Source organism: Hymenobacter sp. BT559, assembly GCF_016427535.1.
Taxonomy (GTDB): Bacteria; Bacteroidota; Bacteroidia; order Cytophagales; family Hymenobacteraceae; genus Hymenobacter.
This window is the reverse complement of record NZ_JAELXV010000001.1, coordinates 819,794-835,569: the sequence shown is the minus strand read 5'-3', so window position 1 is coordinate 835,569 and position 15,776 is coordinate 819,794. Positions and strand designations below refer to the sequence as shown.

9 protein-coding genes and 1 tRNA gene are annotated in these 15,776 nt (G+C 60.3%); 5 read left to right on the top strand and 5 right to left on the bottom strand.

Annotated features, from left to right (window positions below; genetic code table 11):
* Positions 1 to 232: 232 nt before the first annotated feature.
* Positions 233 to 403, bottom strand: coding sequence for a hypothetical protein (locus JAO77_RS03400; RefSeq protein ID WP_198988899.1), 171 nt, complete (start codon positions 401 to 403; stop codon positions 233 to 235).
* 332 nt (positions 404 to 735) lie between these two features.
* Between JAO77_RS03400 and JAO77_RS03395 the strand changes: the two genes are divergently transcribed.
* Positions 736 to 2,559, top strand: coding sequence for a PAS domain-containing sensor histidine kinase (locus tag JAO77_RS03395; RefSeq protein WP_198988898.1), 1,824 nt, complete (start codon positions 736 to 738; stop codon positions 2,557 to 2,559).
* Positions 2,560 to 3,692: 1,133 nt separating this feature from the next.
* Here JAO77_RS03395 and JAO77_RS03385 read toward each other — a convergent pair.
* Positions 3,693 to 3,780: transfer RNA gene (locus tag JAO77_RS03385), tRNA-Ser, on the bottom strand.
* A 278-nt stretch (positions 3,781 to 4,058) separates the two neighbouring features.
* Between JAO77_RS03385 and JAO77_RS03380 the strand changes: the two genes are divergently transcribed.
* The 4 genes from JAO77_RS03380 to JAO77_RS03365 all read left to right on the top strand — a co-directional run bounded on the left by JAO77_RS03380 (position 4,059) and on the right by JAO77_RS03365 (position 9,124).
* Complete coding sequence (locus JAO77_RS03380) at positions 4,059 to 5,060, top strand: VWA domain-containing protein (protein WP_198988896.1); 1,002 nt, start codon at positions 4,059 to 4,061, stop codon at positions 5,058 to 5,060.
* On the top strand, positions 5,057 to 6,097 hold the full coding sequence (locus JAO77_RS03375; RefSeq protein ID WP_198988895.1) for a tetratricopeptide repeat protein: 1,041 nt from the start codon (positions 5,057 to 5,059) through the stop codon (positions 6,095 to 6,097). Before JAO77_RS03380 ends, JAO77_RS03375 begins: the two co-directional genes overlap by 4 nt.
* A gap of 208 nt (positions 6,098 to 6,305) precedes the next feature.
* Positions 6,306 to 7,487, top strand: a complete 1,182-nt coding sequence (locus tag JAO77_RS03370) for an acetyl-CoA C-acyltransferase (RefSeq protein ID WP_198988894.1) — start codon at positions 6,306 to 6,308, stop codon at positions 7,485 to 7,487.
* Between the two features lie 185 nt (positions 7,488 to 7,672).
* Complete coding sequence (locus JAO77_RS03365) at positions 7,673 to 9,124, top strand: toxin-antitoxin system YwqK family antitoxin (RefSeq protein ID WP_198988893.1); 1,452 nt, start codon at positions 7,673 to 7,675, stop codon at positions 9,122 to 9,124.
* A gap of 118 nt (positions 9,125 to 9,242) precedes the next feature.
* On the opposite strand, the gene JAO77_RS03360 is transcribed toward JAO77_RS03365, so the two are convergent.
* From JAO77_RS03360 to JAO77_RS03350, 3 genes are all read right to left on the bottom strand, one after another.
* On the bottom strand, positions 9,243 to 11,801 hold the full coding sequence (locus tag JAO77_RS03360) for a type IA DNA topoisomerase (protein ID WP_198988892.1): 2,559 nt from the start codon (positions 11,799 to 11,801) through the stop codon (positions 9,243 to 9,245).
* A gap of 799 nt (positions 11,802 to 12,600) precedes the next feature.
* Positions 12,601 to 13,533, bottom strand: a complete 933-nt coding sequence (locus JAO77_RS03355; RefSeq protein WP_198988890.1) for an EamA family transporter — start codon at positions 13,531 to 13,533, stop codon at positions 12,601 to 12,603.
* A gap of 198 nt (positions 13,534 to 13,731) precedes the next feature.
* Positions 13,732 to 15,714 carry a TonB-dependent receptor plug domain-containing protein gene (locus JAO77_RS03350; RefSeq protein WP_198988889.1) on the bottom strand — a complete coding sequence of 661 codons (1,983 nt, stop codon included), beginning with the start codon at positions 15,712 to 15,714 and terminating at the stop codon, positions 13,732 to 13,734.
* Positions 15,715 to 15,776: the final 62 nt, after the last annotated feature.

Here is a 15,776-nt window from a genome sequence, read left to right as displayed (position 1 = left end):
CGGCAAGCCGACCTGCGCCGGGCTACTGCCTCCACTACTCAATTCGCTAGTAAAGCACTCTTATCAGAAGGCGGTATCAAGTCCTTCGTCGTTTGTAATCCGTTTGATTGGTGCAAAGGTACACCCGCGGGCCCCTTCCAACCAAATCGGGAAGTAAAGCTGCGGCAGTGCAGGGGGCTGCTGGCCCTGAACTGGCACCAGAGCACCCTGGCTTGCGGCGGTGCAGCACCTTCTATTTCAGGTCTTCTAGGAAAACCATCCGCCAGCCAGCACCGCGCCAACCCGTCAGCACAAATAATTGGCTTACTGGCGGGCTTGCGGCCTGGCCAGCGCCAGCCACTGGCAGCACATGCGGCAGCCACAGGTCGATTAATTTGTTCTCATTCTTAAGCTCATTCATCATATCATGTTGTTTGTTAGCTCCTTAAATTCCATACGCTCGATAAATTTCATACCAAATTCATAATTTGCCGCTTCAATCTTTGCACAGTCCTAGGTTGGCTATGGCACAGGGGCGGCCTACAAGCACTGCCTGACGGCGGAGATTCGGTATTATTTGCCTTTTTGCGGCGCCCTAGGTGCTGCTGCACGGCGGCTGTGCCAGCCTGCGTAGTATTTCACTGCTAAGGCCTTAGCTAGTAGCTGTGCCCCCCTACTGTGCGCAAGAAACGTTATTTAGCGCTACCTTCCGGTGCTTTTAAGTGCCTCATCACTATGCTGCAAGAGTTTATCGCTATGCCTGCCTTATCTGGGCAAACGTCTAACGCGCTACGCGAGCCGGAGGCTACGCTTCACACGTTCGTTAACCTCGTGCCCGACCTGCTGTGGCGCAACGATGCCCAGGGGAACGCTACCTGGCACAACCAGCGTTGGTTTGACTACACTGGCCAAACGCTGGCCGAGGCCGCTGGCGATGGCTGGCTGCTAGCAGTGCACCCCGACGACCAAGTGCAGGCAATGGCTAACTTCCGGGCGGCGCTGACGGCGGGCCGGCAGCTGCGGCAAGAGCACCGCCTGCGCAGCGCCAGCGGTGAGTACCGCTGGTTTCAGATACGGGCCGAGCCAGTGCGCGACGAGTATGGGCGCATCAACGAGTGGTTTGGGGCGGCCACCGACATTCACGAGTGCAAAACCCCAGGGTTGGCAATCGAGGCCAGCCGCGATTTGCTACAGTCGGTCTTCGATACTAGCATGGTAGCCATGTCGGTACTCGAAGCGGTACGCGACGAGTACGGCGTACTGCAAGACTTTACTATTCGCCTGACAAACAAAGAGCTGGAGCGGCAAACGGGACGTACCGACCTAGTCGGCAAGCGCTACGCGGCTGAGTACCCGGGCATCCGGCAGGCGGGCCTGTTTGACCTGATGCAGCGGGCACTGGAGACCGGCAAGCCCACCGGCACGGAGCTGTACTATGGCTACGAGGGCCTGAACAACTGGTGTTCGTGCCAGTTTGTGAAGCTGGGCGATGGGCTGCTGGCGACCAACCTTGACATTACAGAGCGCAAGCTGGCCGAGCAGGAAAACGCCCTCAACCTACGCCTGCTGGAGCAAGCTGAGCGCGTAGCCGAAATGGGAAGCTGGGACTATGAGCTAGCAACCAGCACCTTCCGCTGGTCGGTGGGTATGTATGGTCTGTTTGGCCTGGCGCCGGGCACTCCAGTATCGCCCCAGGTCTACCTCGATTTTGTGGTGCCCGAAGACCGGCCCATTGCCGAGCGCCTCGTGGACCACTTGCACACGGGCTCGGCGGGCTTCGAGAAGACGCTGCGCATTCGAGTGGGCGGGCAACTCAAGACGTTGGGCCTGCGGGCCGTGATGGTGTACGACGACCAAGGCAAGCCCGTGCGGATGCTAGGCGTGGACATGGACATCAGCAAGCTAAAGCAGCTCGAGGCCGATAATCTGCGCCTGCGCCTGGGCCAGCAGCAAGAGCGCATCACGGCCGTGCTGGAAGCTCAGGAGGAAGAGCGCCGCCGCATTGCCGAGAGCCTGCACAACGGGCTCTGCCAGCTGCTTTACGCCACCAAGCTGCAGCTCGACCGCCTCCACCCCACCCCCACGCAGCCCGCGCGCGCCGAGGCCGCCAACCTGCTGGCCGAAGCCATCAGGCAGGCGCGCACCATCTCGCACGAGCTTACCCCCGGCATCATTGCGGAGTTTGGCCTGCAAGCTGCCCTAGGTGACATTTGCCAGAATCTCAGTAGCCCAGCCCTGCGCTGGCAGTGCGTGGTGCACCTCGACGAGGCCTACCCCGTGCCGCAGCTGCTGCAAGTGGCCATTTACCGCCTCGCTCAAGAACTGGCGCAGAATGTGGCCAAGCACGCGCAGGCCAGCCGCGCTACCCTCGAAGTAGACGTGCTGCCCGGCTGGGCCGTGCTGCGGGTCGAAGACGATGGACTAGGCTTTGAAGTGAGCACGGCCACCCCCGGCATCGGGCTCAAAACGCTCCGTAACCGCGTGGCCCTGCTTGATGGGCTTGTATACATTGATACCGACCTAGGGCGCGGCAGCCAGGTGCAGGTGCGCCTACCCCTGCCCACCCCATTGCTCGCTTGAGGTAGAAAGCCCCAAATTAGCTTACCCTGATTTGCGCCCTCCTACTGCTTTCTCTCTACCTGCGTCAGCTAGGCTGTGGGCATGGTGGTTACTAGAGTAGCGGAAGCTACAGCCCCTAGCTAAATACAGTCCAAAGTAGTGTAATATACCTATAGTGCCCACGAAGAGCCCTATGAGTACGCGCATCGTAATGTTTACCCAGCGCAGTGGGGCAACAGGGTCCAACTGCCAGACCACCCAATAGCTACAGAATAATAGTAGAAGTAGTGGAAAGATAGTACTAAGCACTATGCAAATAAAAAGCTCCGGCCAGTTAGGCCGGAGCTTTTTATTTGCCATTTAGAAACAAATCGAGTAGGTAATGAGCTTGTAAATACTGTTTATCTGAGTGATTTTTTAAGTACACAAATACCCATTTCTCACCATCATTTAACAGTTCGTAATCCTTGGGGTATTCAAGCCCGATACCCTTCATTCCCGCCTTAAGCTTTGATAAAAGGTGGTCCTTAGCCTGCGTAGGCGTCATGCTCTTTTTGCACAAAGGATAGGTGGAGATATCCTTGCGCCCACTAATTTATAACTATTATAATATTCAATTTAGTTAAACTCTACGAGATATGCTTGCAATCCTTACACATTTAGCTGGTTAAGTATGGCTATTTACTAAACCACTTGCCCTACTGCTCAGGCGTCACGTTTGTGGTGCGCCTGCTAGCCAACTGGACAACTACATGCCGCACGGGTACAGAGTCGGCGCCCTCCGCTTTCGACGGCACGAGCAAGACTTGCTCAGCAGCTTCATAGCTAGTACAAGGCTAGCATAGCCATCGTAGCCGCCAGTATGGTCGATGTAGATGCGGGTTCCGGTCCTGACGTTAGTTGAGGCAAAAAGAGTGCTTCCACCAGAGCCCAATTGCTGGGCGAACTGTGACGGGCTCAGTGGGTAGATAAGCACTATCGCGGCGGGCCCGGCTGCGCGCGATGAGCGACAGCCCCTGCGTTGTAGACTTGTTGGGTAGCGAGAAGTGAGGCATATTTGAAGCGGAGCTGCTTACTTAGAAAAGCATGCTTGGGTGCAGAACTAAGTGCAAAACTCAAAAAAGGCCCCTAACATCACGCTAGGGGCCTTTATGCGGAGAAGGGGGGATTCGAACCCCCGGTAACCTTTAGAGCTACGGCAGTTTAGCAAACTACTGGTTTCAGCCACTCACCCACTTCTCCGTAGTAGTGGGCTTGCCAGGGCCTTGATGACCTTAGCGGGTGCAAAGATAGGGCAGGCCGGCAAAATTTGTGAGAAATTTAGAACTTTCTACCACCATTTTTTTACGCAAGCCGCGTTTGGGGTTGGTTACGCGCTAATTAAGTTTTGAAAAACTACCGCGCCAGCTGGTCGCCGAGGCCCGTACTGAGGGGCACTGCGGGCGGCTAGCCCTAGCTTTGCCCACTGCTGGCAGGCTTAGGCCTGGTTATTTCTCTTCCACCCACCTTTCCCCGTCCCTATGCTTACCTGGGCCTACCCTGATTTTGCGTCGGCGGCATTGGGCCTGGGATTGCTGGGGCTGTTGCTGGCACTGCAGTGGCAGCGCACGGCCCGCCTGGGGCGGCGGCTCGGCCAAGGCGTAGGCCGCCTAGGGTGGAAGCTGCCGCTGCGCATTGTGATAGGAGCGCTGCTGCTGCTGGCGTGGCTGGGCCCAGCCCTAGGTGTGCAGCAGCAGGCAGTGCGCACCAGTGGGCTCGATTTGTGGCTGTTGGTTGATGTGTCGCACTCGATGGACGCGGCCGATGTGGCGCCCACCCGGCTGCTGCGCACGCAGGCCGCCCTTACCGAGTTGGCCACTGCTTTTCCGGCCGACCGACTGGGGCTGATTGTGTTTGGGTCGGAGGCTAGCGTGCAGTGCCCCCTTACCTACGACCAACCTGCCCTACAGCTGTTTATTAATACACTCAGCACCCGGCTGCTACCCCCCGGGCCCACTACCCTGCGCGCTCCGCTCGACCTATTGCTTTCGCGCCTAGGGCCTGCCGAAGGTGCCACTTTGCCCCCTGGCACCCCGCCCCGGGCCACGGCGGCCGTCATTATCAGCGATGGCGAAGACTTTGGGGAAACCTTAGAGCCTGTGCTGCGCACACTGGGCCGCACCGGGGCCCGCATTTATACCATGGGGGTGGGTACGGCCGCGGGGGCCCCGGTACCAGCGCCAGGGGGCAAAGTGGCCCTGCGCAACGCTCAGGGCCGCCCCGTAACTAGCCGGCTACGGGAGGCCCCCCTGCTGCAGATAGCCGCCCAAACCGGTGGGCAGTACGTGGCGCTGAACGACCGCGAAAACGGCCTACCTACGCTACTCACCAGCCTGCGCACCATTCCGCCGCCTAGCAGTGGGCAAGCCAGCCGGCTCGTAGCTGTAGCTAATAACCGCTATCGTTACCCCCTAGGACTGGCCCTGGCACTGCTACTGATTGACAGCCTTATAACGGTGCGTGTATTGCGCCCTGACCAATGAAAACCGGGCTTCTCCTCTTATTGCTGTTAGGAGCCGGGGCGCCCGGGTGGCACTGGCTTTTGCGCGTGCGCGAGCACAACGCGGCCCAGGCCCAGGGGCAAGCCGCTGCCCGGCGGGGGCACCCGGCCGAGGCCGTGTACTTTTATCAGCAAGCTGTGGCCCTAGCGGGGCATGGGGGCCCAGCACCTGCGCTGCTCCTCAACCTAGCGCAGGCGCAGGTACAGGCAGGCCAGCTCACGGCAGCCCGTGCTAGCTACGGCCAGCTCCTGGCCCCAGCGGTGCCGGCAGCTATTGGCAGCACAGCTCGGCAGCAGTTAGCTGTGCTAGTAGCGCAGCAGGGCCAGGCGGCACAGGCAGTGAGTTTGCTGCGCCAGGCGCTGGTACTAAACCCCAAAAACACTACTGCGCGCTACAATTTCGAGCTCCTGAGCCAGTATATGGCCGGGCAGCGGCCGGCCCCACTGCCGCCCCCTGCCCCGAGTAAGAAACCAAGCTCTTCTTCACCCCGTCCCAAAACGCCGCGCGACTCGACCCAGCAGCCCGACCAAGGCCGCGAGCCTAGCCCCGGCACGCGCGCTGGCACTGACCGCACCGGAGAGGCCCCTACCCCCAACGCGCCGCCCCGGCTCGATGCCCCTCCGGCCAGCCCGCTCCCTAACGCCAATGGCCAGCCCGATAACCAACGGCCCACGCCCAATGCGGGCACAGGCGCGCAGGGTGGTTTTCGGCCCGGCAACGGTGAAGCGCGGCCACTGTCCAGCGGTACGCAGCCGGGCCGCCAGCGCGGCCTCGATGCAAGTGCCACTGCCGGGGCCGATGCTCCCGCTGGCCGAGGTCGGCGCCCCGGTCGCGAGAGCGCTGCCGATGCTGACTTGCAGCTGCAAACTCAGCGTGAGCGCCTCAAGGCTATGAGCCTGACGCCCGCCCAGGCCCAGCAACTGCTCGATGCTCTGCGCGCCAGCGAGCAGCAATACTTGCAGCAGCGGCCCCGCGACCGGCAAGGCAAACCTCCTGCGCCAGGCACGCCTACGTGGTAGCGCTTAGTGCTTAGTGCTTAGTGCTTAGTGCTTAGTGCTTAGTGCTTAGTATGTATGAAAAATCTGCCAATAGGTTAAGAAGCCCGCTTCAAAAAATAGTGGGTTGTACTTTTGTGCCTTCTCATCGCTTGACTGCTTTTTACTGCTTTCTAAGCACTAGGTACTAGGCACCAAGCACTAACCTACCCCCCTCCCACCCCAAGCAGTTATGCAAGTAAAAGAAGTAGTTATCGTCGCCGCGGTGCGTACGCCCATCGGCTCATTTGGCGGGGCGCTGGCCTCACTCACGGCCGTTGAGCTGGGCGCCATTGCCCTTAAAGGTGCACTGGCTAAGGCCGGCGTGGCACCCGAGCAGGTTGAGCAGGTTATCATGGGCAACGTCATTTCGGCTAACCTAGGGCAGGCCCCGGCCCGGCAGGCAGCCAAGAAAGCCGGCTTGCCCGACACCGTAGAGTGCACCACCGTGAATAAAGTATGTGCCTCGGGCTCGAAAGCCATTATGTTTGCTGCCCAGGCCATTATGCTGGGGCAGGCCGACGTGATACTGGCCGGCGGCATGGAAAGCATGAGCAACGTGCCTTATTACCTCGATAAGGCGCGGTTCGGCGCTAAGTATGGCAACGGTCAAATGATTGATGGGCTAGTAAAAGACGGCCTCTGGGACCCGTATCACGACTACGCCATGGGCAACGCGGCCGATGCCACGGCCCAGCATTACGGCATCACCCGCGAAGAGCAGGACGCCTTTGCCCGCCAGAGCTACGAGCGCAGCGCCGCTGCCGCCCAGGCCGGTAAGAAGAAGGATGAAATTGTACCCGTAACTATCTCGGTGCGCGGCAAGGAAACCGTGGTGAGCGATGACGAGGAGTATACTAAGGTGCAGTTTGAGAAATTCGCGGGCCTCAAAGCAGCTTTCACTAAAGAAGGCACCGTAACGGCGGCCAACGCCTCGACCCTAAACGACGGTGCCGCCGCCGTGCTGCTGATGAGCCGCGAGAAAGCCGACGAGCTAGGCGTGAAACCCCTGGCCCGCATCCGGGGCTTTGCCGACGCCGAGCAGGCGCCCGAGTGGTTTACTACCTCGCCCGCGCTGGCCATTCCGAAGGCGCTGAAGCACGCTGGCCTTGCGGCTAGTGAGGTGGATTTCTACGAAATCAACGAAGCCTTTTCGGTAGTGTCGCTGGCTAATAATAAGCTGCTCAACCTCGAAGGCACCAAGGTCAACGTGTACGGCGGCGCCGTGAGCCTGGGCCACCCCCTAGGTGCCTCGGGCGCCCGCATCGTGACCACGCTGCTGAGTGTGCTGGCGCAGGAAGGCGGCAAAATCGGCGTTACTGGCATTTGCAACGGCGGCGGTGGCGCTAGCTCCATCGTGCTCGAAAAGCTGTAAGGAAGCCGTTTGGTTGAATAAAAGAGAGAGCCGCGACCTAGGAGTTGCGGCTCTCTCTTTTTGGTACGCCTGGGTATCTCTGGAGTAGCAGCGGAGCGCTGCACCGCCCCAGCGAGCTTTTTGCAACGCGCACCAAAGCGCACGGAAAGCGCGATTTTAACGTTCTTGCGGCCATGAGGCATTTTTTGTTCCTACTATTCGCGTTGCCGCTGGCGGCTCACGGCCAGCGTAGCCAGCGTGTCATCACGTATTTCGACTCGACCAAAACCCACCCGCGCGAGATTTTTCGGGCGCTCGTAGCCGCCGACACGGTGATGCAAGGGCCCTACAAACGCTTTTACTACCGCGGCCAGCTAGAGGCACAAACCCGCTACACCGATGGCAAGCGCGACTCGGTGTACGTTGAGTATCACCCCAATGGCCAGCGGCGGCTCGAAGCTACTTACCGCGCCGGCGTGCGCCAAGGCCCCTTCAAAACCTACTATGAAGGTGGCAAAGTGGCGCAGGTGGGCACTTTTGTAGACGATGCGCCCAGTGGCCCGCTCACCACCTACCACCCCACCGGCGAAATCAAGCTGCAAACCACCCTAGATGGCAAGGGCCAGCCCACGGGGGCCGTGCGCGAGCTGTATGCCAGCGGTCAGCCCGCCGCCGAGGTCACCTACGTCAACGGCCAGCCCAATGGCGCGGTTAAGTTCTTCTACCCCAATGGCAAAGTGCAGAGCGAAGGCACCTTGCGCAGCGGCCTGCTGAGCGGCTCGTACAAAACCTACTACGACACCGGCCAACTGGAAAGCGAGACCGTGCTCAACGACCAAACTGGCAAGGGCACCTACCGCTCGTACTACGCCACCGGCCAGCTCCAGACGGAGGGCAACTACTCGCCAGCCGCCGTGAAGGAACGCGCCGTAACCAATAAGCTTGGCGACGACCTCACCAAGCGCGTGGCCCCGCGCACCGGCACCGCAGCCCTCGATGGCCTGGCTACCTCGTACTACCCCAGCGGCAAGCTCAAAAGCAAGACCACCTACCGCCTAGGAGTGCCCACCGGCCGCGCCCTCGATTACTACGAAAGCGGCCAACTCAAAGAGGAAACCGACTACTCGGCCCAGGGCCGCGACCACAAAACGGTGCGTTACTACGACACCGCTACCCCCACCCGCCAGGCCGAGGAGCAGTACCGCGCCAACCATCCCGTGGGCACCTGGCACGAGTACTACCCCGACGGCAAGACGCCCCGCAAAGTCGAGACCTACGCCCCTACTGGCAAGCTGCAAGGCGAGCGCCTCACCTACTTTGAAAACGGACAAGTGCAATCGCGCCAGCAATTCGAAAATGGCCTGCAAACCGGCCTAGGGCAACAATACTTCGCTTCGGGCAAGCTTTGGAAAGAAGGCACCTACCTCAAAGGCATACTTTCGGGGCCCTACCGCGAGCTGCGCGAAGATGGTACCCAGGCCGAAGTAGGCCAGTACAAAAACGGTAAATCCAGTGGCCAGTGGACCTACTACAAAGCCGATGGCCAGAGCATCGACCACCAGGTTACGTTCCGCGACGGCAAGCCCCTAGGTACTGCCACCCGCACCAAGCTCAACGGCAAGCCTTACGTGGCCCCCAAGCCCAAAGCGAAGAAGTAAGTATCACTTAACAACAGTTGTCATGCTGAGCTTGCGAAGCATCTTATCAGGTCAGGACCTTGCACGATAAGATGCTTTGCAAGCTCAGCATGACAATTGTTATTAAGTAGAACAGGAACTACTGAAACACCGGTATCACGCGGCCTTCGTCTACCTTCAGCGCCGCGTCGTATTTCTTACCGGTTTTGGCTGATAGGAAGCCTTTGATGACGCCAGTTTCGCCGCGGCGTAGGAGCTGGCGTAGTTGCGTGTCGGTCAGCTTCTTGCCGCCCCACTCGAAGGGCACTCGAAACTGGCAGTCTTCGCGGAAGCGCGAGCAACCGAAAGCGCTGCTGCCCTTGAGCATGGTACCGAGCTTGCACACCGGGCACGGTATCTGGCCGGGGTCGGTGGCGGTGGTAGGCTTGCTTTCGGCGGCGGGCACTAGCTCGGGCTGCAGCTTGGCATCGAGCGTCAGCGCGCCGTCGAGCTTTTCGCCCGCGCCCGTCACGAAGCCCTTGATGAGCTGGGTGCGGCCTTTGCTCAGCAACGCTTTCACCTGCGGGTCAGTCAGTTTCTTACCTAGGATTTCGGCGGGCAGCCGAAACTGGCAGCCTTCACGGAAGCGAGCGCAGCCAAAGGCCGTTTTACCCCGCAGGATGTGGCCGGTTTTGCAGGCCGGGCAAGCACCTAGGCCGGTGGCCGAGGCAGGCGCGCTACTAGCTTTTCCCTTAACTGTACCAGTGCTAGCTGGCTGGCTCTTGGCCCTAGGTGGCTCGGCAACGACCGCGGGGGCCGACGACACTGCCCGGCCGCTGCGGTCAGTTTTCACCTCCTGCACCATCTCGCGCACCAAGCCCTTCAGCTCTTCTAAGAACTGGTCGGAAGGCAATTCATTGCGCTCGATTTGGCGCAACTTCTTCTCCCACTGGCCGGTTAGCTCCGCTGATTTCAGCGTGGGGTTGCGAATGAGGCCGATGAGCTCGATGCCGGTGGGCGTGGGCAGGATGCGCTTTTTATCGCGCCGGATGTAGTTGCGCTTGAACAGCGTTTCGATGATGGCGGCACGGGTACTGGGGCGGCCAATGCCATTTTCCTTCATCGCCAGACGCAATTCGTCGTCATCGATATTACGGCCGGCCGTTTCCATACCGCGCAGTAAGCTGGCCTCGGTGTAGTCCTTGGGCGGCTGCGTCATCTTGCTTTCCAGCCGCGGCTGGTGTGGGCCGCTTTCTCCCTTCGTAAAGTTGGGCAGCACGGTGCTTACTACGTCGTCGTTTTCTTCGGCGCCGGTGGCGGCTTTTTCGCCGGCCGGGGCGGCGGGCTTAGGCGCGGCCTGCTGCGTAGGGTCGCCGTAGATGACGCGCCAGCCGGGGCTGAGAATCTGGCGGCCACGCACCCGGAACAGGAAGCCCGCCGCCTCGGCCAGCACGGTGGTGTTGCTGACTTCGCAGTCGGGATAAAACGCGGCGATGAAGCGGCGCACGATGATGTCGTACACACTGGTCTCCATGCCCCCGCTCGGCCGGCCACTCCCCGTCGGAATGATGGCGTGGTGGTCGGTTACCTTGTTGTTATTGAAAACCTTAGGCGTCTTCGGAATCTTCTTTTCAAGCAGCGGCCCCGTGAAGTTCTCGTACCCAATGCCCCGCAGGATGCTTGGAATCTTGGAGTACACGTCGTCGGGCAAGAACGTGGTATCGACCCTAGGGTAGCTCACGGCCTTCTTCTCGTACAAAGCCTGCACGATTTTGAGCGTGTCCTCGGCTGAGAGGCCCAACTGGTTGTTGCACTGCACTTGCAGCGAGGTCAAGTCGAAGAGCCTAGGGGGCGATTCGCGGCCTTTTTTAATCTCAACGCTTGTGACGGTGAGCGGCGCAGGCTTCACCGTTTCGAGGGCTTGCTTGGCCTCATCTTCCTTCACAAAGTACCCTAGGGCGCGCAGGCGCGACTGCTCGTCGGGCGCATCCTGGGCTTCCTTTTGCTCGGCCTCGGTGTTGATGCGCGTGAAGGTGGTGTTGCGGTATTCGGTCTTCAAGACCCAATACGGCTCAGGCTTGAAGTTGGCAATTTCGTGGTGGCGGGCTACCAGCAAAGCTAGCGTGGGCGTTTGCACCCGCCCGATGCTCAGCAGCTGCTTGTCCTGGTAGGTGGTGTACTTGAGGGTGAACAAGCGCGTGGCGTTCAGGCCCAGCAACCAGTCGCCCACGGCGCGGCTGCGCCCTGCCTGGTACAGGCTGTCAAACTCCTTGCCTTCGCGCAGGTTCTGAAAGCCTTGGCGGATAGCTTCTTCGGTGAGCGACGAAATCCACAAGCGCTTGACGGGCTTGCGGCACTTCGCCTCGTGAATAACCCAGCGCTGAATGACCTCGCCCTCCTGCCCGGCGTCGCCGCAGTTGATGACTTCGGTGGCTTCGTCGAGCAGGCGCTTGATGGTGTTGAACTGCTTGACCACGCCGTCGTCGCGGCGCATGAGCTTGATACCGAACGCGTCGGGTATCATGGGCAGGTCGTGCAGGTTCCAGCGCTTCCACTCGGGGCGGTAGTCGTCGGGCTCCTTTAACTGGCAGAAGTGGCCAAAGGTCCACGTTACTTGGTAGCCGTTGCCCTCGTAGTAGCCATCCATGCGCCGGTCGGCCCCGATGACCTGGGCAATTTCACGGGCTACACTGGGCTTTTCGGCAAGACATACCTTCATCGCAGATTCAAACGGATTTGTCGGATTAAACGGATACGCCCAGCTGCGCTGGGCTGACTAATCAACAAAAATACGTCGTGAAAAGGTCGGCTTTGTGGGTGCGAGTGGTGTTAGAAGTGATGACGAGCCGGAGCTGCTATGAAGTATTTGGGTATAAACCTTCGTTTTATCTTAGAGGAAAGCTAGTGCGACTGCTTGCCTTGTCAGGGGCTGGTGCGAGCGAATGCGATATCGCGGTGAAGTCTATTGACCTAGCTACTTGGGCAAAGGCGAAGTCGCTTCTGACTACCTAGCCAGCGGTACTGGCTGGAAATACTTTGGTAGCAACTGCTCTCGCAACTCTTGGCGCAACTGGTGCGCTTGAAATTCTTCGATAGTACGCCGCTCGTGGCGCTTGTTATACTGTCTATAATAAAGCGCCTCACCACCTAAACGGGAACGCTTAACGCTCCAAGAGAGAACGGTAGCAACGCACTACTTAAATTTCGCGGCTCATCGGCAAACATATTATGAATGAGAATAGTGAGCGCAAAAGCTCCGCCGGTCATGAGCAGTACCCGTGGTAAGGCCCGCCGCTTGTGCTGATAAAAGTTGTGCAAAGCTGCTACGGTATCCAGGGCTACTGCAGCTTCGCTAGCAGCTAGCGGCGGCGAGGTATCTGGGGCAGGAGATTGCGCCCGACCCAGTAAAGTGGTTAGCAAAAAGAACCCAACTAGTAGAAGGTGCCGCATCAGAAAAAGGGATTAGCAGTGAGGAATGCAAGTAGCATTTCCCTAGCGAATACCATACCATGGACTTATCAGCCAGCCTTCTCAGATGGCGCCGTGATGAGTACTACCGAGCCTACGATAACTATCGCGCCTAGCAGCATCTGGCCGGTAAGGGCCTCGCCGAGCATAACCCAGCCCAGCAGCACAGCTACTACCGGATTGACATAGGCGTAGGTGGCTACGCGGGCCGCGGGGGCGTTTTTCATGAGCCAGCTGTAGGCCGTGAAGGCCACCAGCGAGCCGAACACCACTAGGTACCCAAAGCCCAGCCACGACGCCCGCGACACCTGCCCTAGGTGCAGCTCGCGCCCCTCACCAACGAGCAGGCCCAGTACAAGCAAGAGCACGCCCCCGGCCAGCATTTGCATGCCCGCACCCTGCACGGCCGACCTAGGGCTAGGTGCCCGCAAGCCATAGAGCGAACCCGCTGCCCAGCAAAAGGCCGCCCCAATGACTGCCCCTGCGCTCAGCAATTGCCGCGAGCCCGAGCCGATGCCCAGCTGCTCGCCCACTAGCAAATACACCCCACCAAAACCCAGCAGCAACCCCAGCAGCACCTTGCCGCTGGGCCGCGGCTGGCGCAGCCATAACCAGCTCAGCAGCACTATCCAAAAGGGCTCGACGGCCACGAGCAGCGCGGCCAGGCTCGACGGAATGTAGCGCTCGGCCAGCACCACACCGCCATTGCCCCCCATCAGCAGCAGGGCTCCAACTACAACGCTGGTGCGCCACTGTGCAGCGGTGGGCGGCTCATAGTCGGCCGATGCCCGGCCAACCGCCGACATCACCAGTCCCGCCAACAGAAAGCGAGCGCCCGCCATAAGGAGCGGCGGCAACGTGGCAATGGCATACTTAACCGCCAAATAAGTAGAACCCCAAATGAGGTACACCGCCGCAAACGCCAACAGCAGTAGCACTCGGCGCGGTGCGGCAGGACCAGGCGTAGAGGTTAGAGCGTTCATAGCTGCGACAAATCAATGCTAACGTTTTCTTATTAACGTGGAAGTCCACCAAGGCCCGTGACGCGCGTGGGGCCTAACCGAGCAGGCTCTAAAAACGCCTGTCATACTGAGCCCGCGAAGCATCTTAATCACGCAAGGTTATCTCAACCGGGAGAAAATGCTTCGCAATCCCAGCATGACAGCTTATCATTTAAGCACTTAGCGGCGAAGGGCCACGCGCACGCCGGCCATGAGCCAGCGCGTAGGCATTTGGGCACCTAGGAGGTCCGAGTACTTGGCGTTGAACAGGTTCTGAGCCTGGCCCGTGAGCCAGAGGCGCTCGGGCAGCAGGGCTAGGTCGAGGCGCGCGTTAAAAACGGCGTAGCTCGGCGTGAGCTCGCGGCTGATGGCAGCGGCCGCTTGGGCATCGCGCTGCTTAAAAAGGCCACCTAGGGTAAGCGTGCCGCGGCGATGCGTAAGACTCACATTGCCCGATATTAGGTGCCGAGCCACATTAGACAAGTACTGCGACACCACATCGCCATCCTTGCTGAGGCGCACCCAGGTGTAACCTACCGAGCCATCGAGGCGCAGGCCGGGCGTAAGCTGGGCGCGGGTAGTCAGCTCAGTTTCGATGCCCTGGGTAGTGACGGCAAACAGGTTTTGGGCAAAGCGGTAGGTCGCATTCGGGTTCAAGTTGGTAAAGCCCGTGGCCTCAATCACCTGGCGGCCCGGCTGGCTGACGTAGTCAATCAGGTTCTTACCATACCGGTTGAAGTACGTGCTGCGCACCGTGAACGCCGACACGGGCTGGTAGTCGAAGCCCGCTTCGTAGTTGAAGGTGCGTTCGGCGGCCAGGCCGGGATTGCCCACATTGAAGCCCGTGGGCACGATGCCGGGGCGAATGGCCGAGTTGTACTGCTCCGTAAAATTGGCCGCCCGAATGGCGCGGCCCACTGCCCCGCGTACGGTTAGCTTCTCGCCCACCTGCTGGCTGGCATTGAGCTGCGGCACCAGCTCGGTACCGTAAGCCTGGTCGTGGTCGAGACGCAGGGCCGCCGTGAGGTTCAAGCGAGGAGTGGGCGCCACTACAGCCACCGCGAACGCCCCCGTGTGCCAAACCGCGTGGTCGCCGCGGTCGTTGCTCTGCACCGCGCGGCGGTCGGCTTGCCCCCCTAGGGTAGCGCGCACTTTGTTAGACAGTTGCAGCTGGTGCTGGCCCTGCACATTGAGGTAGTGCATGAGGTGGTCGCTGGCCACCGAGGTCGGCGTGAAGACATACACATCGGTGCTGGCTGTGCCTACTACTTGCAGCTCGGTGCGAGCGCGCTCGCTCCAATCGTAGCGCAGCTGGCCCTGGTACCAGTCGCGGGTGGCTACCTCGCGGGCCTGGTCGGTGGGGTTGGTGGTGTAGAAATACTGGGCGTTGAAGTCACGCCGGTCGAAGCTGGCGCGAGCCGCCGCGCTGAACTTTTCGGTAATCTGGTACGCCCCCGACAGCGAGTAGGTATTCAGCTTCACGTCGTTGCGCTGGGCGTTGCTGGGCACGTCGCGCATCTGGCCGCTGGCCGTGTTGTTCAGGATACCACCCGCAAAGCGCAAGCCCTTCTCCTGGCCATAAAAGCCGGCGTTGGTGCTTTTCAGACCATACTCGCCGGCCATGAAAGTGCCCGCCAGCTCGACGCCATCGGGGCGGTGGGTGGCGGCAAAGGTCTTGGTTACGATGTTGATGAAGCCGCCCACGGCATCGGGCCCGTAGAGCGCCGCACCGGGCCCACGCACTATCTCAATCTGCTCTATCTCGGCCGGCGCAATGGGCAGGTAGCCCGCGAAGTGGCCGGTCAGCGGGTCGTTGAGGCGCATGCCATCTAGCAGCAGCAGCACTTGGTTGAAGGTGCTGCCGCGCAGCGTGATGTCGGCCTGGGCGCCAAAGCTGCCGCGGCTCTGCACCTCTAGGGCCGGCAAAAAGCGCAGCAGGTCGTCGAGCGACGTGACGGGGTAGCGGTTGAGCGCCGTGCCGGGCACCACGGTCACGTAGCGGCCGGTTTGGCCCGCCAGCTGCCCTAGGCGGGTAGCGTACACGGTTACTTCCTGAAGGCGCTTAGCACCAGCGCTATCGGCGGGGGCAGCAGGGCGCTGCGCCTGCGCAGCCAGCGGCAAAGCCAGCGCGATACTCGCAGCGGCCAGTAAAATTCGGGGCATATAGAGGAGGTAAAAACGGCCGCAAAGGTAGCCCTACTCTACCCGGGCACATACCCTAGGTC